Source organism: Micromonospora sp. WMMA2032 (assembly GCF_002688545.1).
In the GTDB taxonomy this organism is placed as follows: Bacteria; Actinomycetota; Actinomycetes; order Mycobacteriales; family Micromonosporaceae; genus Micromonospora; species Micromonospora sediminicola.
Genome location: NZ_CP024052.1, coordinates 2788598 through 2810268, shown reverse-complemented (window position 1 = coordinate 2810268; position 21671 = coordinate 2788598). Strand labels below are relative to the sequence as shown.

At 74.4% G+C, this 21671-nt stretch carries 18 protein-coding genes; 12 read left to right on the top strand and 6 right to left on the bottom strand.

Features of this window, described 5'->3' with window-relative positions:
- Nucleotides 1-266 precede the first annotated feature (266 nt).
- Together smc and CO540_RS12380 are read left to right on the top strand one after the other, a co-directional pair.
- Complete coding sequence (gene smc / locus CO540_RS12385) at nt 267-3866, top strand: chromosome segregation protein SMC (RefSeq protein WP_099162155.1); 3600 nt, start codon at nt 267-269, stop codon at nt 3864-3866.
- Complete coding sequence (locus CO540_RS12380) at nt 3863-4483, top strand: HAD-IA family hydrolase (protein WP_099162154.1); 621 nt, start codon at nt 3863-3865, stop codon at nt 4481-4483. Before smc ends, CO540_RS12380 begins: the two co-directional genes overlap by 4 nt.
- Before the next feature lie 39 nt (nt 4484-4522).
- On the opposite strand, the gene CO540_RS12375 is transcribed toward CO540_RS12380, so the two are convergent.
- Nucleotides 4523-5458, bottom strand: a complete 936-nt coding sequence (locus CO540_RS12375; protein WP_099162153.1) for a superoxide dismutase — start codon at nt 5456-5458, stop codon at nt 4523-4525.
- 77 nt (nt 5459-5535) lie between these two features.
- On the opposite strand from CO540_RS12375, the gene CO540_RS12370 reads away from it, so the two are divergent.
- Nucleotides 5536-6525, top strand: a complete 990-nt coding sequence (locus CO540_RS12370; protein ID WP_099162152.1) for a helix-turn-helix domain-containing protein — start codon at nt 5536-5538, stop codon at nt 6523-6525.
- On the opposite strand, the gene CO540_RS12365 is transcribed toward CO540_RS12370, so the two are convergent.
- The 5 genes from CO540_RS12365 to CO540_RS12345 all read right to left on the bottom strand — a co-directional run bounded on the left by CO540_RS12365 (nt 6512) and on the right by CO540_RS12345 (nt 11491).
- A complete protein-coding gene (locus tag CO540_RS12365) occupies nt 6512-7045 on the bottom strand; it encodes a DinB family protein (protein WP_099162151.1) in 534 nt (177 codons plus the stop codon). The genes CO540_RS12370 and CO540_RS12365 overlap by 14 nt on opposite strands.
- A gap of 66 nt (nt 7046-7111) precedes the next feature.
- Complete coding sequence (locus CO540_RS12360; RefSeq protein ID WP_099162150.1) at nt 7112-7600, bottom strand: universal stress protein; 489 nt, start codon at nt 7598-7600, stop codon at nt 7112-7114.
- A 2-nt stretch (nt 7601-7602) separates the two neighbouring features.
- Nucleotides 7603-9222, bottom strand: a complete 1620-nt coding sequence (locus CO540_RS12355; protein ID WP_099162149.1) for an MDR family MFS transporter — start codon at nt 9220-9222, stop codon at nt 7603-7605.
- A gap of 117 nt (nt 9223-9339) precedes the next feature.
- Nucleotides 9340-9765, bottom strand: a complete 426-nt coding sequence (locus CO540_RS12350; RefSeq protein WP_091580338.1) for a MarR family winged helix-turn-helix transcriptional regulator — start codon at nt 9763-9765, stop codon at nt 9340-9342.
- A 13-nt stretch (nt 9766-9778) separates the two neighbouring features.
- Nucleotides 9779-11491, bottom strand: coding sequence for an alkaline phosphatase D family protein (locus tag CO540_RS12345; protein ID WP_099162148.1), 1713 nt, complete (start codon nt 11489-11491; stop codon nt 9779-9781).
- Nucleotides 11492-11637: 146 nt separating this feature from the next.
- On the opposite strand from CO540_RS12345, the gene ftsY reads away from it, so the two are divergent.
- The 9 genes from ftsY (at nt 11638) to CO540_RS12300 (ending at nt 21558) form a co-directional block, all read left to right on the top strand.
- Nucleotides 11638-12819, top strand: a complete 1182-nt coding sequence (gene ftsY / locus CO540_RS12340) for a signal recognition particle-docking protein FtsY (RefSeq protein WP_099162147.1) — start codon at nt 11638-11640, stop codon at nt 12817-12819.
- 8 nt (nt 12820-12827) lie between these two features.
- Nucleotides 12828-13691, top strand: coding sequence for an aminoglycoside phosphotransferase family protein (locus tag CO540_RS12335; RefSeq protein ID WP_172967835.1), 864 nt, complete (start codon nt 12828-12830; stop codon nt 13689-13691).
- 165 nt (nt 13692-13856) lie between these two features.
- Nucleotides 13857-15266 (top strand): ammonium transporter, encoded by a 1410-nt coding sequence (locus CO540_RS12330; protein ID WP_099162146.1) that lies wholly within the window; start codon nt 13857-13859, stop codon nt 15264-15266.
- 25 nt (nt 15267-15291) lie between these two features.
- Complete coding sequence (locus CO540_RS12325; RefSeq protein ID WP_013284578.1) at nt 15292-15630, top strand: P-II family nitrogen regulator; 339 nt, start codon at nt 15292-15294, stop codon at nt 15628-15630.
- A 26-nt stretch (nt 15631-15656) separates the two neighbouring features.
- Nucleotides 15657-17912: a [protein-PII] uridylyltransferase gene (locus tag CO540_RS12320; protein WP_371682278.1), complete on the top strand. Its 2256-nt coding sequence runs from the start codon at nt 15657-15659 to the stop codon at nt 17910-17912.
- Nucleotides 17913-18043: 131 nt separating this feature from the next.
- Nucleotides 18044-18946 carry an ABC transporter ATP-binding protein gene (locus CO540_RS12315; RefSeq protein ID WP_099162144.1) on the top strand — a complete coding sequence of 301 codons (903 nt, stop codon included), beginning with the start codon at nt 18044-18046 and terminating at the stop codon, nt 18944-18946.
- Nucleotides 18936-19757: an ABC transporter permease gene (locus tag CO540_RS12310; protein ID WP_099162143.1), complete on the top strand. Its 822-nt coding sequence runs from the start codon at nt 18936-18938 to the stop codon at nt 19755-19757. Before CO540_RS12315 ends, CO540_RS12310 begins: the two co-directional genes overlap by 11 nt.
- A gap of 20 nt (nt 19758-19777) precedes the next feature.
- Entirely contained in the window at nt 19778-20905 is a 1128-nt protein-coding gene (locus CO540_RS12305) for a sensor histidine kinase (RefSeq protein ID WP_253866635.1), read from the top strand.
- Complete coding sequence (locus tag CO540_RS12300; RefSeq protein ID WP_099162142.1) at nt 20902-21558, top strand: response regulator transcription factor; 657 nt, start codon at nt 20902-20904, stop codon at nt 21556-21558. Before CO540_RS12305 ends, CO540_RS12300 begins: the two co-directional genes overlap by 4 nt.
- The last annotated feature ends 113 nt before the right edge of the window (nt 21559-21671 follow it).

The window sequence follows — 21671 nt, the reverse complement described above, 5'->3', positions numbered from 1 at the left end:
GACACACCTGTGCCGGCGCGCAGCCATGTGCGTACCCCTTTTGCTGTTCGCCCGCAATTATCGATCTTGCGGATCCGGCCCGGAATTGCGTCCGGGCATATGATCTTGCCGTTTCCGCCGCATCGTGCCCGCGGGCCGGAAAGCGGACACCCCGGCCGCCGGGTGGGTCGCGTGCCGGCCGCGTCCCGGCGGCGGGTTAGTCTGCGGGTTCACCAGGTCCGCGCAGCCGGCGACGGTACGGCGGCCACCGGACGAGGATCGAGAAGGTGCATCTCAAGAGCCTGACGGTGAAGGGCTTCAAGTCCTTCGCCTCCGCCACGACGTTGAAGCTGGAGCCCGGGATCACCTGTGTGGTGGGCCCGAACGGCTCCGGCAAGTCCAACGTCGTCGACGCGATCGCCTGGGTGCTCGGCGAGCAGGGCGCGAAGGCGCTGCGCGGCGGCAAGATGGAGGACGTCATCTTCGCCGGCACCGCCGGGCGGGCGCCGCTGGGCCGGGCCGAGGTCACCCTCACCATCGACAACACCGACGGCGCGCTGCCGATCGAGTACACCGAGGTCTCCATCACCCGCCGGATGTTCCGATCCGGCGAGAGCGAGTACGAGATCAACGGCGACTCCTGCCGCCTGCTCGACATCCAGGAGCTGCTCTCCGACTCCGGCATCGGCCGGGAGATGCACATCATCGTCGGGCAGGGCCGGCTCGACGGCATGCTGCACGCCAAGCCGGAGGACCGCCGGTCCTTCATCGAGGAGGCGGCCGGCGTCCTCAAGCACCGCAAGCGCAAGGAGAAGGCGCTGCGGAAGCTCGACGCGATGCAGACCAATCTCAACCGCCTCACCGACCTCACCGCCGAGCTGCGCCGTCAGCTCAAGCCACTGGGTCGGCAGGCCGAGGTGGCCCGGCGCGCCGCCGCCATCCAGGCCAACCTGCGCGACGCCCGGCTCCGGCTGCTCGCCGACGACCTGCACACGCTGCGAACCACCCTGGACCGGGAGATCGCCGACGAGACCGCGCTGCGGGAGCGGCGGGAGCAGATCGAGGCCGAGCACGGCGAGGTGCAGGGCCGGCTCGGTGAGTTGGAGGCGGCCCTGGCCGAGGACGCCCCGCTGCTCGCGGCGGCCCAGGACACCTGGTACCGCCTCTCCGCCCTGCAGGAACGGTTCCGCTCCATCGAGCAGCTCGCCCGGGAGCGGCTGCGCCACCTCAGCGCCAGCGGTGACGACGAGCGCCCCGGCCGCGACCCCGAACAGTTGGAGGCGGAGTCGCGGCGGGTCCGCGAGCAGGAGGAGGAGCTGCGCGCCGCGCTCACCGACGACCAGGTCCGCCTGGCCGAGGCGGTCGAGCACCGGCAGGAGCTGGAACGGCAGCTCGCCGCCGCCGAGCGGGAGCTGGTCACCGCCGCCAAGGCCATCGCCGACCGGCGCGAGGGGCTGGCCCGGCTGACCGGTCAGGTCAACTCCGCCCGGGCGCGGACCACCAGCGCCGGCGAGGAGATCGAGCGGCTCGCCGCCGCGCACACCGACGCGCTGGGCCGCGCCGAGAAGGCGCAGGCCGACCTGGACGCGGTCGCCGAGCAGTCCACCGAGGCCGACCGGGACAACGCCGACCTGGACGCCCGGCACGCCGAGGCGGTGGCGGTGCACGAGCAGGCCCAGGCCGCCGTGCGCAGCCTCGCCGACGGCGAACGCGCGGCGGAGAAGGACGCGGCCACCTGGAAGGCCCGCGAGGAGGCGCTCTCGCTCGGCCTGCGCCGCAAGGACGGCGCCGGCGCGCTGCTGGCCCGCGCCGACCAGGTGCCCGGCCTGCTCGGCAGCCTCGCCGGGCTGCTCACCGTCGCCCCCGGCGACGAGGCGGCCCTCGCCGCCGCGCTGGGCGGGCTGGCCGACGCGGTGGCGGTCAGCGGCGTGGACGAGGCCGTCGAGGCGATGCGGCTGCTCAAGATCTCCGACGCCGGACGGGCCGGACTGCTGGTCGGCAGCCCCGCCGGTCCGGGCATGGACGGCTCCGCCGACGCGCTGCGCCCGAAGCTGCCCGAGGGCGCCCGGTGGGCGCCCGACCTGGTGGAGTGCGCCGCCGGGATCCGGCCCGCCGTGCACCGGGCGCTGCGCGACGTGGCGCTCGTCGACGACCTCGCCGCCGCGGCCGAGCTGGTCGCGGTGAACCCGGAGCTGCGCGCGGTCACCCCGGACGGCGACGTCGTCGGGGCGTACGCGGCGGCCGGCGGGTCGGCCAAGGCGCCCAGCTTCATCGAGGTGCAGGCCGCGGTCGAGGAGGCCCGGACCAACCGGGCCACCGCCGAACGCGCCGCCGCCGAGCTGCGCGAGCAGCTGGCCGAGGCGCGGGCCGAGGTGGCCGCCGCCAAGGAGGCCGTGCAGCACGCCGCCGCCGCCAAGCGGGAGGCCGAGAGCCACCGCAACGCCGCCGCGCGCCGCCTCGCCGAACTGGGCGCCGCCGCCCGCTCCGCCAAGGCGGAGACCGACCGGCTCGGCGAGTCCCGGGCCCGCGCCGAGGCGGCCCGGGAACGGGACCTCGCCGCGCTCGCCGAGCTGGAGGAACGGCTGCGGCTGGCCGAGGCCACCCCGATCGACGCCGAACCGTCCACCGAGGAACGCGACCAGCTCGCCGCCATGGTGCCGCCGGCCCGGCAGAACGAGATGGAGGTACGGCTCGCCGTCCGTACCGCCGAGGAACGGGTGGCGTCGATCGCCGGCCGGGCCGACTCGCTGGCCCGGCAGGCCACCGCCGAGCGGGCCGCGCGGGAGCGCGCGGCGGCCCGGCGCGCGGCCCGCACCCGGGGTGCGGAGATCGCCCGGGCCGTGGTCGGCGGCGCCCGGGAGGCGCTCACCCGCCTCGCGGTCTCCATCGCGCGGGCCGAGGAGCACCGCGACGCCGTCGCCCGCGAGCGCGCCGCGCGCGAGGCCGAGCTGTCCGAGGTACGCGGCGCGGCCAAGCGCCTCGCCGCCGAACTGGAGCGGCTCACCAGCCAGGTGCACCGGGACGAGGTGGCCCGCGCCGAGCAGCGGATGCGGATCGAGCAGCTGGAGGCGAAGGCCGCCGAGGACTTCGGTCTGGACGTGTCCACCCTGGTCGCCGAGTACGGCCCGGACCAGCTCGTCCCGCCCACCGACGCGGACGTCGCGCTGGCCGAGAAGGACGGCCGGCCGGTGCCGGAACCGGTCCGCTACGAGCGGCCGGTGCAGGAGAAGCGGGCCGCCAAGGCCGAGCGGGAGCTGACCCTGCTGGGCAAGGTGAACCCGCTCGCGCTGGAGGAGTTCGCCGCGCTGGAGGAGCGCTTCAAGTTCCTCTCCGAGCAGCTGGAGGACCTCAAGGCCACCCGGCGCGACCTGCTCACCGTGGTCAAGGACGTGGACGACCGGATCCTGGAGGTCTTCGCCAGCGCGTTCGCCGACACCGCGCGGGAGTTCGAGCAGGTCTTCACCGTGCTCTTCCCCGGCGGCGAGGGCCGGCTGGTGCTCACCGACCCGGAGGACCTGCTCACCACCGGTGTCGAGGTGGAGGCCCGGCCGCCGGGCAAGAAGATCAAGCGGCTGTCGCTGCTCTCCGGCGGCGAGCGCTCGCTGACCGCGGTGGCCATGCTGGTGGCGATCTTCCGCGCCCGGCCCAGCCCGTTCTACATCATGGACGAGGTCGAGGCGGCGCTCGACGACGTGAACCTGGGCCGCCTGATCACGTTGCTGGCACAGTTGCGGGAGAAGAGCCAGCTGATCGTGATCACCCACCAGAAGCGGACCATGGAGATCGCCGACGCGCTGTACGGCGTGACCATGCGCAGCGGCGTGACCCAGGTGATCAGCCAGCGGCTCAACCGGGCCGACGACGAGGAACAGGTGACAGACGAGTGAGTCGGGAACGCGCCACGGCGCTCCTGGTGGACTTCGACGGCGTGCTGCGCCGCTGGGACCCGGCGGTCGCCGCCGGGGTCGAGCGGGAGTACGGGCTGCCCGAGGGCGTCCTCGGTGAGATCGCGATGTCGTGGGGGCTGCTCCAACCGGTGCTCACCGGCCAGGTCAGCCACGCGCGGTGGATGGCGAGCGTCGCCGACGCGCTGATCCCGACGATCGGTGACCCCGAGCGGGCCCGGGCGGCCGTGGAGCAGTGGCAGAGCTACCGCGGCGAGGTCGACCCGGAGGTGCTGGCGTTCGTCCGCGAGGTGCGGGCGGCCGGCATCCGGGTCGGGCTGGGCACCAACGCCACCGACCTGCTCGACGCCGACCTGGCCGCGCTGGACCTGACCGACGAACTGGACGTGGTGGTCAACTCCTCGGTCGTCGGCGTGCACAAGCCGGCGAAGGAATACTTCCAGGCCGCCTGCGCGGCGCTGGACACCCCGCCGGCCCGGGTGCTCTTCGTCGACGACCAGGACCGCGCGGTGGCGGGCGCCCGGGTGGCCGGCCTGTCCGCGCATCGGTGGAGCGGGCCGGCCGACCTGCGTTACCTGCGCTCGGCGCTGGCGTACTGAGCCGGACGGGCCCCGTGTCCCGCCCGGCTCGTGCTCCGCTCACCGCAGGCCCGGCACCTCGGTGACCGTGAACGGCGGGGTGGGCACCGCCGCGAAGAGTTGGCTGTGCACCCAGAGCAGCCGCCCGGCGTCGCGCGCCACCGAGGTCGGCGACCGCTGGATGCCGACCGGACGGGACCGGTCGACCACCCGGGCGGTCCGCAGCCCGGCGTCGAGCCGGGCCAGGTTCACCAGGAACCGGGTGCCGCCGACGCCGTCCGGTTCGTTGACCACCCCGTAGAGCCGGTTCCCCTCCAGCAGCAGGCCGTCCGCGCCCATCCGGCCGCCGCTCACCTCGACCTCGGTCACCGACCGGTCGGCCAGGTCGACCCGGAACAGACGCTCGCCGCCCTGTTCCGCGACCAGGGCGACCCGGCCCGACGGGTCGGCCACGACACCGTTGAGGAAGACCGGGGCGGCCGGGAAGTCGTCGGGGCCCACCCAGGGGACCAGGGCGCCGACGCGCCCGCCGTCGAGGGCGGCGCGCCACAGGGTGCCGGTCGCGGAGTCCGTGACGTAGACGGCGTCGCCGGTGACCGCCAGGTCGTTGAGGGCCGCGCCGGGTGCGGCGGCGCGGCGGGCCAGCAGGGCGCCGTCCGGCGCGTACACGAAAAGGGTGGCGGTGGTCCAACCGGCGACGAGGACGCGCCCCCGGTGGTCCACCCGGACCCCGGCGGCGCTGGTCCGGCCGTCGGCGCCGGGGGCGAGGAACGGGCGCAGCCCGGCCCGGCGGGTGTCGCCCCGGTAGACCGCGCCGGTGGCCGAACTCGTGACGTACATCGTGCCGGAGGGGGTGACCGCGAGCCCTTCGGGCAGCACGCCCGGCGCGCGGGAGACGACGTAGGTGTCGGGACGGACGCTGGTGGGGGCGGGCCGGGGTGCGCCGACGGTCACCGCCGTCAGGACCGCGGTGGCCGCCGCGAGGAGTGTCTTCACGCGACGCAGCGTCCGGCGGCGCCGGCCCGCCCGGTAGCCCCTTTCGGTACGGGCCGAAAGGTGGCTACCGTGCGCCGGTGACCACCGTACGGCTCAACGCCACCGACCTGAGCCGCACGGTCCTGCGGTCCGATCCGGCGGTGCTGGTCGAGTTGGCGATGGCCGCCCAGCGGCTGGTCCTGGCGGACGTGCCGGAGCACCTCGCCGGCTGGCGGTCGCGGACCCGGGCGGCGTTGCGCCCCGAGATGCGGCCCTACCTGGACCTGTGCCGGACGCCCTACCTGGTGCCGGACTTCGTGACCCCGCCGGTGTTCGACGGCGGCCTCGACGCCCTGCTGGACCGGGTCGCGGACACTCCGGACGAGGCGCTCGCGGCCGAGCTGGGCCCACTGGTGGCGTCCGGCGCGCTGCCCGCCCGGGTGGCGCCGCTGGCCGCCGGGGAGCCCGCCGCCCGGGCCGGGCTGCGGGCCGCGATGCGCGCCTTCCACGGCGTGGCGCTCGCGCCCTACTGGTCGGAGATCGAGGCGGCGGTACGCGCCGACCGGGCGGTACGCGGCCATGCGCTGGCGGCCGGCGGCCTCGATCGCGTGCTGCGCGACCTCAGCCCGTACCTGGCCTGGGCCGAGACGGGGGAGGAGTACGCGCTGTCCTACCGGTGCGCGGTCGCCGACGACGTCGAGGTGGCCGCGGGCGGCCGGGGCCTGACCCTGCTGCCCTGCCACCTCGCCCCGCAGCCCTACCTGCTGGCGGACCCGGGCGGCCCGCTGGTGCTGGTGTATCCGATCCGGCCGGGGCGGCGTGAGCTGGGGCCCGGGGCGCCGCTGGCGGACCTGCTCGGGCGCACCCGGGCGGCCGTGTTGGCGGCGACCGCCGACGCACCGGGCACCTCCCAGCTCGCCCGTCGCGTCGGCGTCTCCGCCGCCACGGCCAGCGAGCACGCGGCGACCCTGCGGGCCGCCGGGCTGATCACCACGCGGCGGGACGGCGCGGCGGTGCGGCACTGCCTCACCCCGCTGGGCGAGCAGGTGCTGCGGGCGGGCGCCCCGGCCGAGGTCAGGCCCCGGTGACGCCGTCGATGCGCTCGCGGATCAGGTCGGCGTGGCCGTTGTGCCGGGCGTACTCCTCGATCATGTGCACGTAGACCCAGCGGAGGTTCATCTCGTCGCTGCCGCCGTCGCGCCGGGCGCGCCGGAACGTGTGCTCCAGCGGCAGGTCGGCCACCGCCCGGTCGGCCGCGTCGATCTCGGCTTCCAGGGTGGCGAGCGCCTCGGCCGGGTCGGCGTCGGCGATGTCGTTGAGGTCGGCGTCCGGGTCCTTGTCGTAGTCGTACATGTCGGGCAGCTCCAGGCCGGCGGCGCGGACGCGGAACCACCAGCGCTCCACGTCGGCCATGTGCCGCACCAGGCCGAGCAGGGTCAGCCCGGAGGGCTCGACGCTGCGGGTGCGCAGCTGCTCGGCGGTCAGCCCGGCGCACTTGTGCCGCAGGGTGTCGCGGTGCAGGTCCAGCCAGCCTTGCAGCATGGCGCGCTCGTCGGCGACGTAGGGCTCGTGGCGGCGGTCGATCTCAGTTGCGGTCCAGGTAGTCATCCCGGCGATGGTAAGAGGGGGCCCCGGTACAACGCGAGGCGTTAAAAAGGGGCCCTTCCTTACCCCTCAGGGCACGACGACGACCGGCCACCGTCCGGCGCGCACCAGCCGGGTGGCGACCGAGCCGACCAACCGGTGGCCGGCCTGTTCGGAGGAGCCGACCACGACCAGGTCGGCGCGGTGCTCGTCGGCCGCCCGGCACAGCTCGGTGTACGCGTCGCCGCGCCGGCTCAGGAACGTCACCGGCAGGTCCAGCTCCTCGGCCCCGCGCCGGCACTCGGCCCGCAGCTCGTCGGCCAGTTCGTCGTGGGTCTGCTGGACCGCGCCGGCCACCACGCCGGACATGATCCCGCTGTACGGCGCGGGCGAGCTGACGAACACCACCACCAGTCCGGCGCCCTGCCGGCGGGCCAGCCCGGCGGCGTAGGAGGCGGCTCGCAGCGAGGTGCGGCTGCCGTCCACGCCGACGAGCACCACCCGGGGTCCGTCGGTGCCCCGCTCGAAGGGCAGCGGACGGGCCTGCGGCCCGTACCGCTCACGCTCCGGTGCGTCCATCGTCAGTCCCGTCCTCCGGTGCGGACCACCGCGGCGGCGCCGCCGGCGGCGACCGTCGACTCCCGGTCGACGTCGGTCGCGATCGGGTCGCCGTTGCTGCGGCGCAGCGGCACCTCCCGGATCAGCACCACGGCGATCAGGGCGAGCAGCCCGAACGGGGCGGCGGCCAGGAAGATGTCGCCGGCGCCGTGCCCGTACGCGGACTCGACCACGGCGCGGATCGGGGCGGGCAGGGTGTGCACGTCCGGCAGCGCGCCGCCGCTGCCCGAGCCGGAGGCCGGCACGCCCAGCCGGCTCAGGCCGTCGGCGAGGTAGTCCTTGACCCGGTGGCCGAGCACCGCGCCGAGCGCGCTCACGCCGACCGCGCCGCCGAGGCTGCGGAAGAAGGCCACCACCGAGCTGGCCGCGCCGAGTTCGTGCGCGCCGACCGTGTTCTGCACGGCCAGCACCAGGTTCTGCATGGTCATGCCGAGCCCCAGCCCGATCAGTGCCATGAAGATCGCGAGCCGCCAGTACGGCGTGTCCACGCGCATGCTGCCCATCAGCGCGAAGCCGGCGGTGAGCAGCACCGAGCCGGTCACCAGCCAGCGCTTCCAGCGGCCGGTGCTGGTGATGATCCGGCCGACCACGGTCGAGGCGACCAGCAGACCGCCGATCATCGGCAGCGTCATCAGGCCGGACATGGTCGGGCTCTCGCCGCGGGCGATCTGGAAGTACTGGCCGAGGAAGACCGAGGCGCCGAACATGCCCACGCCGACCGCGACGCTGGCGACCACGGCGAGGGTGATGGTGCGGTTGCGGAACAGCCGGGGCGGGATCATCGGCTCGGCGGCGCGCTGCTCGACCCGGACGGCGAGCGCCCCGAGCAGCACCGCTCCGGCCACCAGGACCGCGCTCTGCCAGGAGATCCAGTCGTACCGGTCGCCGGCGAGGGTGATCCAGACGAGCAGGAGCGAGACGGCGGCGGTGATCAGGGTGGCGCCCCACCAGTCGATGGTGACCTTGCGCTTGACCACCGGCAGGTGCAGCGTCTTCTGGAGCACGACCAGCGCGAGCACGGCGAAGGGCACGCCGACGTAGAAACACCAGCGCCAGCCGAGCCAGTCGGTGTCGACGATCACGCCGCCGATCAGCGGGCCGCCGATGGTGCCGACGGCCATGACCGCGCCGAGGTAGCCGCTGTACCTGCCGCGCTCCCGCGGGGCGATCATCGTCGCCATGATCACCTGGGCCAGCGCGGTGAGGCCGCCGGCGCCGACGCCCTGCACCACGCGGCAGGCGATCAGCTCGCCGGTGGTCTGGGCCTGCCCGGCGAGCACCGAGCCGAGCACGAAGACCGTCAGGGCGAGCTGGACCAGGACCTTCTTGCTGGTCAGGTCCGCGAGCTTGCCCCAGATCGGGGTGGTGGCGGTGGTGGCCAGCAAGGTGGAGGTGACCACCCAGGTGTACGCGGACTGACTGCCGTGCAGGTCGGTGATGATCCGCGGCAGCGCGTTCGAGACGACCGTGGAGGAGAGGATCGCGACGAACATGCCCAGCAGCAGGCCGGAGAGGGCCTCCAGGATCTGCCGGTGGGACATGTCGACGGCGGTCGCCGGGCGGGGCGCTGTCGCCTGCGTCATCGTGGAGTGCCTCCGGGGAAGGAGAGGGGAACGGGGGTTGCCTCGGGCAACCGTATGGCTTGGTTGCCTCAAGCAACAACCGCGAGTGGCAGAACTCCTATTCCCCGGCCGGGTGGGTCAGAACGTCTCGTTGAACCGGTGCATCAACCGGGCGAAGTCCGCCACATCCTCTTTCGGCCAGTTCTCCAGCGAACGCCGGATCTGCCCGAGTCGGGCCGCCCGGGCCGCGTCGAACCGCCGGGTGCCCTCCTCGGTGAGGCTGAGCTGGGCGGCCCGCCGATCGGTCGGGTCCGGGTCGCGGCGGACCAGGCCCAACGCCTCCAGGCCGCCGATCTGCCGGCTCAACGTGCCCTTGCCGATGCCCAGCTTCACCGCCAGGTCGGTGAGCCGGATCGAGCCCGAGCGGCGCAGCCAGAGCAGCAGGCCGTAGGCGTTCGGCTCCAGGTTCGGGTGGACCTCGCGGGCGATCTCCCAGGACAGCGCCCGGCCCCGACGCAGCAACGCGGTCAACTCGTGTTCCACGGCGCGCAGCGTCTCGTCCACGCTCAGAGGGTACTCACTCGCCGTCGCTGAGCTGTTGGCGTGCCACCGGGCGCAACTCGCCCTCGCTGGTGGTGCCCTCGATCACCACGGCGGCCGACCGGCCCGAGTGGGTGAGCGTGGCCACCGCGTTGCCGAAGTAGGGCCCGGCCAGCTTCCGCCACCGCACCAGCGGCCGGCGTACCCCGGCCGAGCGGGCCAGCGCCCGGGCCGCCCCGGACGGCCCCGGGTTCCAGCCGAGCGTCATCAGCGGACGCATCGCGGCCGGCACCTGGTTGTGGATCGGCGAGCAGGTGAGCTGGTGCACCGGCGTCTTCACCGACCGGTCGGCGAACCGGGCCCGGGCCACGTACGAGTGGTGCACGTCGCCGGAGAGCACGCTGATCGAGGCCGGCCGGGCGTACGCCGGCCCGGCGCCCACCCGCGCCCCGGTGCGCGGCGCGGTGCCGCTGCCCAGCCGGGCGAACAGCTCGCCGAGCGCCTCGAAGGAGCGCCGGAACGCGCCCCAGTGCTCCAGGTCCCAGGCCCGCCGCATCTGCTCGGCCAGCCGGGCCACCCAGGGGCGGCCGGAGTCGGCCAGACGCTCGTTCCACGTCTCCACGTGGTGGATGCCCGGCGGCAGCAGCCAGGGCAGCGAGCTGCCCACCACCAGGTGGTCGTAGACGCCGTGCGCCTGGTCGAGGAACCACGACCACTCGCCCGGCGGCAGCATCGCCCGGTTGCCCGGCTGGAGCACCCGGCTGGACCGGTTGTCCAGCATGACCAGCCGGGTCCGCCCCAGGTCCAGCGCATAGCTCCACTGGTACTGCACGGCCCGCCAGCGCTCGGTGTCGTGCGCCAGGTCGGCCTCCTTGTCGACCCGCTCGCCGAACTCGTGCAGCACGCTCGTGGCGTCCTCCGCGGCGACCACCTTCGCGTACACCGGGTCGGCGGCGATCTCGTCCGGGCTCAGGTTGCCCAGGTGCTGGTAGACCCAGTAGGAGGCGAGGCCGCTGCGGATCCGCTCGGCCCACCACGGCTCCTCGCGCATGTCCGCGCGCCAGGACTGCGAGGTGTTCCAGTCGTCGATCACCTCGTGGTCGTCGAAGATCATCACGCTCGGCACGGTGGAGAGCAGCCAGCGGATCTCCGGGTCGCGCCACGACTCCAGGTAGAGCTTGGTGTACTCGTCGAAGCTGACCACCTGGGTCGCCGGGGCGTCCTTCGGCCGCCGCCGGCGCCGCTTGAGCAGCTTGCGCACCGTCGGCGAGGTCTCGTCGGCGTAGACCTGGTCGCCGAGCAGCACCAGCAGGTCGGGCAGCGCGGCCTCGTCGGGCGCGGCCATCACCCGCCGGGCGTACGCGTCCAGCGCGTCCGGCGGCAGCTTGCGCGCGGTGGAGTGCTGGGTGGTCTCCCGGCAGGAGCCGAAGAGCAGACTGACCGGCTGGTCGGCGTCGTCGGCCGCGCGGGTGCGGATCACGCTGGGCGGGAACGCGTCGCCGGGCAGCGGCCAGGCCACCTCGTCGTCGACCAGCACCTCGTACGCGGTGACGCTGTCCGGGGTGAGCCCGCTCACCACGACGATCGCGTAGTGGTGGTCGTACGCGGAGAAGGTGGGGGCGCTGCCGGTGGCGCCGTCGCCCGTGCGGACGGTGACCACCGCGGGTGCGCTCGTCTCCACCCAGATCGTCGCCCGCGTGTCGACGACCCGACGCAACAGGGGGCCGATGAGCAGGCGGGAACCGGGCACGACATTACCTCCGACAAGATCGTTTCGGTGTTCCTACCCGGCCGGCGGTTGCGGTACGCCTTCCAGCCGCGAGCGTACCCGCAGGTTGTTCGCGTGCCGAGGCGGTGAGTGGGACGCCGTCGCCGGCATCTGACAGGATTTCGGGCATGAAGGAATACCTCCTCGTCGCTCTCGCCCTGCTCGGCGTGCTGATCATCGGCGGCCTGAGCCTCGTGGTGCCCCGGCTGCGCCGGCGCCCGCAGCCGCCGCTGCCCGAGACGGAGGTCGACACCCGCGCCGAGGAGGATCTGGCCGGCCCACCGGTCGAAGCCCCGGAGGCGGAGCTCAGCACCGGTGTGGTGGTCGAGGCGCCGCCGGTGCAGGCGCCCCCGGTCGAGGTGCCCGAACCCACCGCCGGCCGGCTGGTCCGGCTGCGCTCCCGGCTGTCCCGCTCGCAGAACGCCTTCGGCAAGGGCCTGCTCGGCCTGCTCAGCCGCGACCGGCTGGACGAGGACACCTGGGAGGAGATCGAGGACAGCCTGATCACCGCCGACGTCGGCGTCGACGCCACCCGCGAGATCGTCGACCGGCTGCGCGAGCGGACCCGGGTGCTCGGCACGCGTACCGGGGAGGAGTTGCGCGCGCTGCTCGCCGCCGAGCTGGTCAACGCGCTCGACCCGGGCCTGGACCGCTCGCTGCGCACCGCGCCCAAGGAGGGCGTCCCGGCGGTGGTGCTGGTGGTCGGCGTGAACGGCGCCGGCAAGACCACCACCTGCGGCAAGATCGCCCGGGTGCTGGTGGCGGACGGCCGCAGCGTGCTGCTCGGCGCCGCCGACACGTTCCGGGCCGCCGCCGCCGACCAGCTGGAGACCTGGGGCGGCCGGGTCGGCGCCGAGACGGTCCGCGGCCCGGAGGCCGCCGACCCGGCGAGCGTCGCGTTCGACGCGGTCAGGCGCGGCATCGACACCGGCGTGGACACGGTGCTCATCGACACCGCCGGCCGGCTGCAGAACAAGGTCGGCCTGATGGACGAGCTGGGCAAGGTCAAGCGGGTGGTGGAGAAGCACGGCCCGATCGACGAGACGCTGCTGATCCTCGACGCCACCACCGGCCAGAACGGCCTGGAGCAGGCGCGGGTCTTCACCGAGGCGGTGAACGTCACGGGCGTGGTGCTGACCAAGCTCGACGGCACCGCCAAGGGCGGCATCGTGATCGCCGTGCAACGCAAGCTCGGCATCCCGGTCAAGCTCGTCGGCCTCGGCGAGGGCAAGGACGACCTGGCCCCGTTCGACCCGGCGCAGTTCGTCGACGCGCTGCTCGGGACCGAGCCGCTCGCCCGGGACGCGTAGCCTCTCCCGTGACGACTGACGATCGCGCCTACGCGGGGTGGCGCGACCCCAGCCACCCGTCGCCACGCCTCGGGAGACCGTACGTGACTTCGCAGGAGATCCCGCTGCACGGCGGGAACGTGAGCACCGTGGTCCGCGTGGGCGACACGGTCCGGCGCAACGCGGGCCCGTGGACCCCCTCGGTGCACGCGTTGCTGCGCCACCTGGAATACGTCGGCTTCACCGGCGCGCCCCGCGCGCTCGGCATGGACGAGCGCAACCGGGAGGTCCTGTCGTACCTGGAGGGGGAGTGCGGCGAATACCCGCTCGCCCCGCACTGGGTCACCGACGAGGCCCTGGTCACCGTGGCCACCATGCTGCGGATGTTCCACGACGCCCAGTACGGCTTCACCCCGCCGCCCGGCGCGGTCTGGCGCTCGTTCGGGCCGCCTCCGCCGGACACCGAGGTCATCTGCCACCACGACGCCGCGCCGCACAACGTCATCTGGCGACCCGACGGCACGCTCGGGCTGATCGACTTCGACCTGGCCTCGCCCGGCGCCCGCATCTACGACGTGGCGTACGCGGCGTGGACCTGGGTGCCGATCTTCTCCGACCGCGACTCGATCACGCTCGGCTGGAAGCGCCCCGACCGGCCGCGCCGGCTGCGTCTCTTCGCCGACGCGTACGGGCTGATCCCCCGGGACAGGCACCGGCTCATCCGCACCATCCGCAAGCGCATCGTCGACCACGTCGAGGGCATCCGGCGGATGGCCGCCGCAGGTGAGCCGGCGTTCGTCCGGATCGTGCACAAGGGCCACCTGCGCCGGCCGATGCGGGACCTGCGCCTGCTCGACTACGAGCGGCACCACCTGGAGTACGCGCTGCGCTGAGCAAGATCGGCGTTCGTCACACGCCGGAAACAACCCGTCACGTGTCGGAAATCGAGCGGTGTCGGTGAAGGAAACAGCGGCCGACAAAGCTTCCGCGCAACCGGCGTACGGGCGACGCTGCCCCGGAAGCCGCGAAGGAGGGAACTTCACCTTTAGGAGGCCAGCGTGCCTGAAGCACCGACGATCGACGGCGGCAACACCGTTTGGCTGCTGGTTTCGACCGCTCTCGTGCTGCTCATGACCCCCGGGCTGGCGCTGTTCTATGGCGGTCTGAACCGGTCCAAGGGCGTGCTCAACATGATGATGATGAGCTTCTCTGCCATCGGGCTCATCTCTGTTCTGTGGTGGTTCTACGGTTTCAGCGTCGCGTTCGGCAGCGACGTCAACGGGCTCTGGGGTGACCCCGGCGCCTACCTCGGCACCAAGACGTTCCTCGCCGAGACCGACCTCTGGGGCGCCACGGCGGAGAACCCCAGCGGCATCGGCGTCCCGCTCTACGTGTTCATGGCGTTCCAGATGGTCTTCGCGGTGATCACCGTCGCGCTGATCAGCGGCGCGATCTCCGACCGGGCCAAGTTCGCCGGTTGGCTGCTCTTCGCGTTCGGCTGGGCCACCCTGGTCTACTTCCCGGTCGCGCACTGGGTGTGGGGCGGCGGCATCATCGGCGCCAAGCTGCACGCGCTGGACTTCGCCGGCGGCACCGCGGTGCACATCAACGCCGGTGCGGCGGCGCTCGGCGTGGCCCTGGTGCTCGGCAAGCGGATCGGTTGGCCCCGCGAGGGCATGAAGCCGCACAACATCCCGCTGGTCGCGCTCGGCGCCGGTCTGCTCTGGTTCGGCTGGTTCGGCTTCAACGCCGGCTCCGAGCTGACCGTCGACTCGGTGGCCGGCCTGGCGTTCCTCAACACCCAGCTCGCCACCGCCGCGGCGGTGCTCGGCTGGCTGCTGGTCGAGCGGATCAAGGACGGTCGCCCGACCATGGTCGGCGCCTCGTCCGGCGCGGTCGCCGGCCTGGTCGCCATCACCCCGGCCTGCGGCTTCGTCGCCCCCTGGGCGGCGGTCCTGCTGGGTCTCGTCGCCGGTGCGGTCTGCGCGCTCGCCATCAGCCTGAAGTACAAGCTCGGCTACGACGACTCCCTCGACGTGGTCGGCGTGCACTTCGTCGGCGGCTGGATCGGGTCGCTCTGGCTCGGCCTCTTCGCCACCAACTCCGTCAACGGCGCGATCAGCGACGTGGTCGGCGCCTCCGACGGCCTGTTCTACGGCGGCGGCCTGACCCAGCTCGGCCGGCAGGCGCTGGCCGGTCTGATCGTCACCGTCTGGTCGGCCGGGGTCGCCTGGCTGCTCGCCTTCGCCATCGAGAAGACGATCGGCTTCCGGGTGTCGGCCGAGGCCGAGGTCGACGGCATCGACGTCGCCGAGCACGCGGAGAGCGCGTACGACCTGTCGCCCACCACGGGCAGCAGCGGCGGCGCGTTCGCCATGGCCGGGATCGGCGGCACCAAGCCGACCCCGGAGCCCGCCGACGAGGCGGACGAGTCCGCCGCGCCGGTCAGCGAGAAGGTCGCCGGTTAACGTTCCTGGGATGGAGGGGTTGGACATGAAGCTGGTGACCGCGGTCATCAAGCCGTACCAGCTGGACGCGGTGAAGGAAGCCCTGCACGCCCTCGGCGTGGCCGGGCTGACCGTCAGCGAGGTCCAGGGCTACGGCCGGCAGAAGGGGCACACCGAGGTCTACCGGGGTGCCGAGTACACGGTCGAGTTCCTGCCCAAAATCCGGGTCGAGGTGCTCACCGACGAGATGGACGTCGACAAGATCGTGGACGCGATCGTCGGCGCCGCCCGGACCGGCAAGATCGGCGACGGCAAGGTCTGGGTGACCGGCGTCGAGGAGGTCGTCCGGGTGCGTACCGGCGAGCGCGGGCTCGACGCCCTCTGACGACGGGACCCACCGACGTGACCTCGTTGACCACGGAGACCGGCCCCACCGGGGGCGGCCCGCCCGTGGTCAACGAGGTCGCCGGCGTACCCGCAGGCATCGGCGCGGCGGCCCGGTCGGCCCGCGCCGACGCGCTCGACACCTGGCTGCGCCGGATCTTCCCGGAGCGGCCCGGCGTCGCGCTGGTCGCGGTGGGCGGGCTGGGCCGCCGCCAGTGCGCCCCCTACGGCGACCTCGACCTGGTGCTGCTGCACGCCGGGGTGCCCGGCATCGACGAGCTGGCCGCCTCGCTCTGGTATCCGGTCTGGGACGCCGGGCTACGGCTGGACCACTCGGTGCGGACGGTCGCCGAGGCGCTGTCGGTGGCTCAGGACGACGTCAAGGTCGCCCTCGGCCTGCTCGACGCCCGACACGTGGCCGGCGACCCGGCGCTGACCGACCAGCTCGCCCGCACCGCCACCGACCACTGGCGGCGCACCGCGATCCGACACCTGCCCGGCCTGCGGGAGATCACCACGGCCCGCTGGGAGGCCCACGGCGAGCTGGCGTTCCTGCTGGAGGGCGACCTGAAGGAGGCCGCCGGCGGGCTGCGCGACGTCGGCATCCTGCGCGCCATCGCCACCGCCGGCGTCACCGACGCGCTCCGCCCGGCCGTGCACGCCGCGCACCGGCGGCTGCTGGACACCCGCGACGCCCTGCACCACCAGGTCGGCCGCCGGGTCGACCGCCTGGTCGCCCAGGAACGCGACGGCGTGGCGAAGCTCCTCGGCGTCGACGAGGGCGCCGCGCTGCTGCGGCTGGTCGCGGGGGACGCGCGGACGGTCAGCCACGCGCTCGACGACGCCTGGCGGGCCGCCGACCGGCTCCGGTCCGGCCGGCACCGGGCCGCGCCCGGCCGACCGCTGCGCCGCCCGGTCGCCCGCGACGTGGTGGAACAGGACGGCGAACTGGTGCTGGCCCGCACCGCGATCGGCGCCCGCCCCGACCCGAGCCTGTCGTTGCGGGTCGCCGCCGCGGCGGCCACCACCCGGCTGCCCATCGCCCGGGCCACCTGCGAGTGGCTGGCGGCATACTGCCCGCCGCTGCCCGCGCCCTGGCCGCCGGCCGCCCGGGCCGCGCTGATCACCCTGCTCGGCGCCGGTCCCGGCCTGGTGCCCACCTGGGAGACCTGCGATCGGTACGGGCTGGTCGACGGCTGGCTGCCCGAGTGGACCCGGCTGCGCAGCCTGCCCCAGCACAACCCGGTGCACCGGTTCACCCTGGACCGGCACCTGGTGCAGGCCGCATACGAGGCGAGCCGGCACACCCGCGACGTGGAGCGCCCCGACCTGCTGCTGCTCGGCGCGTTCCTGCACGACATCGGCAAGGGACTGCCGGGGGACCACTCCACGGTCGGGGCGCCGCTGGCCGAGGCGGTGGCCAGCCGGATCGGGCTGCCGCCGGCCGAGGTGGCGCTGATCGGCACCCTGGTCCGGCTGCATCTGCTGCTGCCCGACGTGGCCACCCGTCGCGACCTGTCCGACCCCAAGACGGTCGCCGGGGTCGCCGAGCGGGTCGGCGACACCACCACCCTGGAGCTGCTGCACGCGCTGGTGCGGGCGGACGCCGCCGCCACCGGCCCGGCCGCCTGGTCCGGCTGGAAGGGCCGGCTGATCGCGGAGCTGGTCGCCCGGGTGCGGACCACCCTGGACACCGGGGTGGTGCCGGCCCCGCCGGCCCCCGACCCGGCGCTGCTGGCGGGGCCGCTGCCGGTCGTACACCTGGGGGAGGACCGGGTGTCGGTGGCCGCGGCCGACCGGCGGGGACTGCTCGCCACGGTGGCCGGATGCCTGGCCCTGCACCGGCTGGAGGTGATCTCGGCGGACGCCGCCACGGTCGACGACCGCGCGCTGGTCGAGTGCCGGGTGCAGCCGCGCTACGGGCTGGCCCCCGACCCGATCGCGCTCAGCGCCGACCTGCGCCGCGCGGTCACCGGCGACGTCTCGGTCACCCAACGGCTACGCGGCCGGGCCCTGGCGGCGCGGAGCCGGGGGGCGGCGCCCCGGGTCGTCTGGCACCGGGAGGCGGCCACCGACGCGGTGCTGCTGGAGCTGCGCGCCGCCGACGCGGCCGGGCTGCTCTACCGGGTCGCCTGCGCGCTGGACGAGGCCGGGGCCCAGGTGCGGGCCGCCCGGATCTCCACGCTGGGCGGCGACGTGGTGGACGTGTTCTATCTGGTCGGCGGCTGGCCGCCGGACGAGGAACGGGCCCGCGTCGAGGCCGCCGTGCTGGCCGCCGTGTAAGGAAGGGCCCCTTCTTAACGTCTCCGGTAGAGGAACGCGCTTCGCTCGACACCCGCTACGCCCGTCGACGTACGCCGGGAGCCGCCGCCGGGCCGACGCGCCGGCCGGCCGGCGGCGGGACGCTCGACGGCATGAACCTGCCAGTGCGGACCCACGGGCTCACCAAACGGTACGGCGGCCTCACCGCTGTTCGGAATCTAGACCTGACCGTGCGGGCCGGCGAGGTGTACGGCTTCCTCGGCCCCAACGGCGCCGGCAAAACCACCACGCTGCGCATGCTGCTCGGCCTGATCCGGCCCAGCGCCGGGGCGGTGCGGCTGCTCGGCCGCACCCCCGGCGCCGGGCGGCTCACCGGCGTCGGCGCGCTGATCGAAGGGCCGGCGTTCTACCCGTACCTGTCCGGCCGGGACAACCTGCGCGTGCTGGCCCGTTACGCCGACGTCGGCGCGGACCGGGTCGACGCGGTGCTGGACCTGGTCGACCTCGCCGACCGGGCGGGCGACCGGTACGCCGGCTACTCGTTGGGCATGAAGCAACGCCTCGGGGTGGCCGCCGCGCTGCTCAAGGACCCGCGCCTGCTGATCCTGGACGAGCCCACCAACGGACTCGACCCGGCCGGCATGGCGGACATGCGGACCCTGATCCGGCGGCTCGGTTCGGCCGGGTCGACGGTGCTGGTCTCCAGTCACCTGCTCGGCGAGGTCGAGCAGGTCTGCGACCGGGTCGGCGTGATCGCCCGGGGCGTGCTGGTGGCCGAGGGCAGCGTCGACGAGCTGCGCGGCGCGGCCGGGTTGCGGCTGCTCGCCGACCCGCTGGACGAGGCGGCGAGCCGCGCCCGGGAACTCGTCGGCGCGGACCGGGTCCGCGTCGTCGACGGTGGGCTGGAACTGGCGGTCGAGCCGGAGCGGGCGGCGTGGCTGAACGCCGAACTGGTCGGCGCCGGGCTCGCCGTGCGCGAGCTGCGGCCCCGGGAGCGGGACCTGGAGCAGATCTTCTTCGACCTGGTGGAAAGAGGTATGGCCGATGTCGCGTAGTTTCCGCGCCGAGCTGGTCAAACTGGTCCGACGCCCCGCCGTCTGGCTGCTGCTGGCCATCACGCTGGCGCTGTCGCTGATCTTCACATATCTCTTCCCGTACGCCGGGGTGGCCGGTGACGCGGACGGCCCGAACACGGACCGGGCGCTGCCCGCCATGCTCCCCGACCACCTGGTCGGCAACTCGATCGGCGGCCTGCCGATCTTCCTCGGCGCGATCCTGCTGATCCTCGGCGTGCTCACGGTGGGCGGCGAGTACGGCTGGAACACCTGGAAGACGGTGCTCACCCAGGGACCGACCCGCACCGAGGTGTACGCCGGCAAGCTGCTCGCCCTCGCGCTCGCCGCACTGGCCGTGGTGCTCGCCGTGTTCGCGGTCGGTGCCGTGGCCGCCGCGCTCATCGCGTCCGTCGAGGCCCAGCCGGTGCGCTGGCCGTCGGCCGGTGACCTGGTGGTCGGCGTGGGCGCGGGGTGGCTCATCGCCACGATGTGGGCCATGCTCGGTGCCGTGCTCGCGGTCGCGTTGCGCGCGGTGGCGTTGCCGGTCGGTCTGGGCCTGGTGTGGATGCTCGCGGTGCAGAACCTGCTCGCCGCGATCGCCGCTCCGCTGGTCGACTGGGTCGCCACCGCCCAGCAGGGGTTGCCGGGCCCGAACGCCGGGGCGCTGGCGGCGGCGCTGGGCGCCCCCTTGGACACTCCGGGCGTGGCGGCCACCGTCGGCGGCGGGCAGGCCGCCGTGGTGGTGGGCGCGTACCTGGTCGGTTTCGCGGTGATCGGCGGTGCGCTGCTGCGCCGGCGGGACATCGGCTGAGGCGGGACGGGGGAGGGGACGTGGATCGTGGGCGCGGTGACCGGCGGCGGTGGCTGCTCGACGGCCTGCTCTGCGCCGCGCTGCTGGCGATCGGGCTCGCCGGCACCGCGCCGGCCGGTCTGAACCAGGGCATGCACGCCGACCCCGTCGCCTACCCGCCGGTGGTGGTGGCGGCGCTCGTGCTGGCGGTACGCCGCCGTTGGCCGCTGCCCACCCTGGCGGTGGTCGTCGTGGCGGCCACCGCGTACCTGATGCTCGGCCAGCCGTACGGTCCGATCCTGCTGTCGTTCTTCGTCGCGGTCTACACGGTGGCCGCGCACCGGCCGGTGCGGACCGCGGCGGTGGCCGGCGCGGTCGCGCTGGCGGCGTTGGTGGGGTACGTCTTCGTCGGCGTACGCCCGCCCGGCCCGGTGGGTCTGATGCCGGCCGCCGCCTGGGTGGTGGTGCCGTTCGCGGTCGGGGTCACCGTGCGGTTGAGCCGGGAGGCCGCCGCGCGCGCCCGGGGCGACGAGGCCCGCCGGCTGGCCGACGCGGAGCGGCTGCGGGTGGCCCGCGAGGTGCACGACGTGGTGGGCCACGGGCTCGCCGCGATCCACCTCCAGGCCGAGATCGCGCTGCACCTGCTGGCCCGGAGGCCGGAACAGGCCGAGGCGGCGCTCGCCGCGATCAGCCGGACCAGCAAGGAGGCGCTGGACGAGCTGCGGGTCACGCTCACCGTGGTCCGTCGCGAGGAGGCGGCCGACGAGCGCGCGCCGGTGCCAGGGCTGGAACAGCTCCCGCACCTGCGGGAACGGTTGGCCGGCGCCGGGGTACCGGTCACCGTCGAGTTGACCGGAGCGCCGCGCCCGCTGCCGGTGGCGGTGGACCTGGCCGCGTACCGGGTGGTGCAGGAGGCGCTGACGAACGTCCTGCGGCACGCCGGCCCGGCCACCGCCGCGGTCCGCGTCGGGTACGCCTCGGACGAGGTCACCGTGGAGGTCACCGACACCGGCCGGGGCGGGACCACCCCGTCCGAGCGGTCCGGCGGCTTCGGCCTCGCCGGGATGCGTGAGCGGGTCACCGCGCTGGGCGGTACGTTCAGCGCCGGGCCGGCCCCGTCCGGTGGCTTCCGGGTGCACGCCAGCCTGCCGGTCCGGGAGGTCGCATGATCCGCGTACTGCTCGCCGACGACCAGGACCTGGTCCGGATCGGCCTGCGGGCCCTGGTGGACAGCGAGGACGACCTGTCCGTGGTCGGGGAGGCCGCCGACGGGCTCGCCGCCGTGGAGGCGGCCCGCCGGGAACGCCCCGACGTGGTGCTGATGGACGTGCGGATGCCCGGCGTCGACGGCATCGAGGCCACCCGCCGGATCGTCGGCGACCCGGCGCTGGCCGGCACCCGGGTGATCGTGCTGACCACGTTCGAGCTGGACGAGTACGTCTTCGACGCGCTCCGGCACGGCGCCAGCGGCTTCCTCACCAAGGACACCCGCCCGGTCGACCTGCTGCGGGCGATCCGCCTGGTCGCCGAGGGGGAGGCGCTGCTGTCCCCGTCGGTGACCCGCCGGGTGGTCCGGGAGTTCGCCACCCGCCCGGCCCGGGTGCCGCGCCCCCACCCCCGGCTCGGGTCGCTCACCGACCGGGAGCGGGAGGTGGTGGCCCTGGTCGGCGAGGGGCTGAGCAACGCCGAGATCGCCGACCGGCTGGTGGTCAGCCCGGCGACGGCGCGGACCCACGTCAGCCGGGCCATGGTCAAGCTCGGCGCCCGCGACCGGGCCCAGTTGGTGGTCTTCGCGTACCAGTCGGGCCTGGTTGTCTCCTGACCCGGCCCGGCGCTCCTGCGGCCCTGCGGCCGAAGGCCGGCCGTCGGCGGTGGGCGGATCTCGTCGTCACCCTGCTGGGCGCGGGGCGGGCGTGGGGTTCTCGGTGCCTTTGG

Coding starts and splice junctions, on each gene's coding strand:
- CO540_RS12365 (WP_099162151.1), bottom strand. CDS start 7,045: ATGACTACCTGGACCGCAACTGAGATCGACCGCCGCCACGAGCCCTAC.
- CO540_RS12360 (WP_099162150.1), bottom strand. CDS start 7,600: ATGGACGCACCGGAGCGTGAGCGGTACGGGCCGCAGGCCCGTCCGCTG.
- CO540_RS12355 (WP_099162149.1), bottom strand. CDS start 9,222: ATGACGCAGGCGACAGCGCCCCGCCCGGCGACCGCCGTCGACATGTCC.
- ftsY (WP_099162147.1), top strand. CDS start 11,638: ATGAAGGAATACCTCCTCGTCGCTCTCGCCCTGCTCGGCGTGCTGATC.
- CO540_RS12325 (WP_013284578.1), top strand. CDS start 15,292: ATGAAGCTGGTGACCGCGGTCATCAAGCCGTACCAGCTGGACGCGGTG.
- CO540_RS12315 (WP_099162144.1), top strand. CDS start 18,044: ATGAACCTGCCAGTGCGGACCCACGGGCTCACCAAACGGTACGGCGGC.
- CO540_RS12310 (WP_099162143.1), top strand. CDS start 18,936: ATGTCGCGTAGTTTCCGCGCCGAGCTGGTCAAACTGGTCCGACGCCCC.
- CO540_RS12300 (WP_099162142.1), top strand. CDS start 20,902: ATGATCCGCGTACTGCTCGCCGACGACCAGGACCTGGTCCGGATCGGC.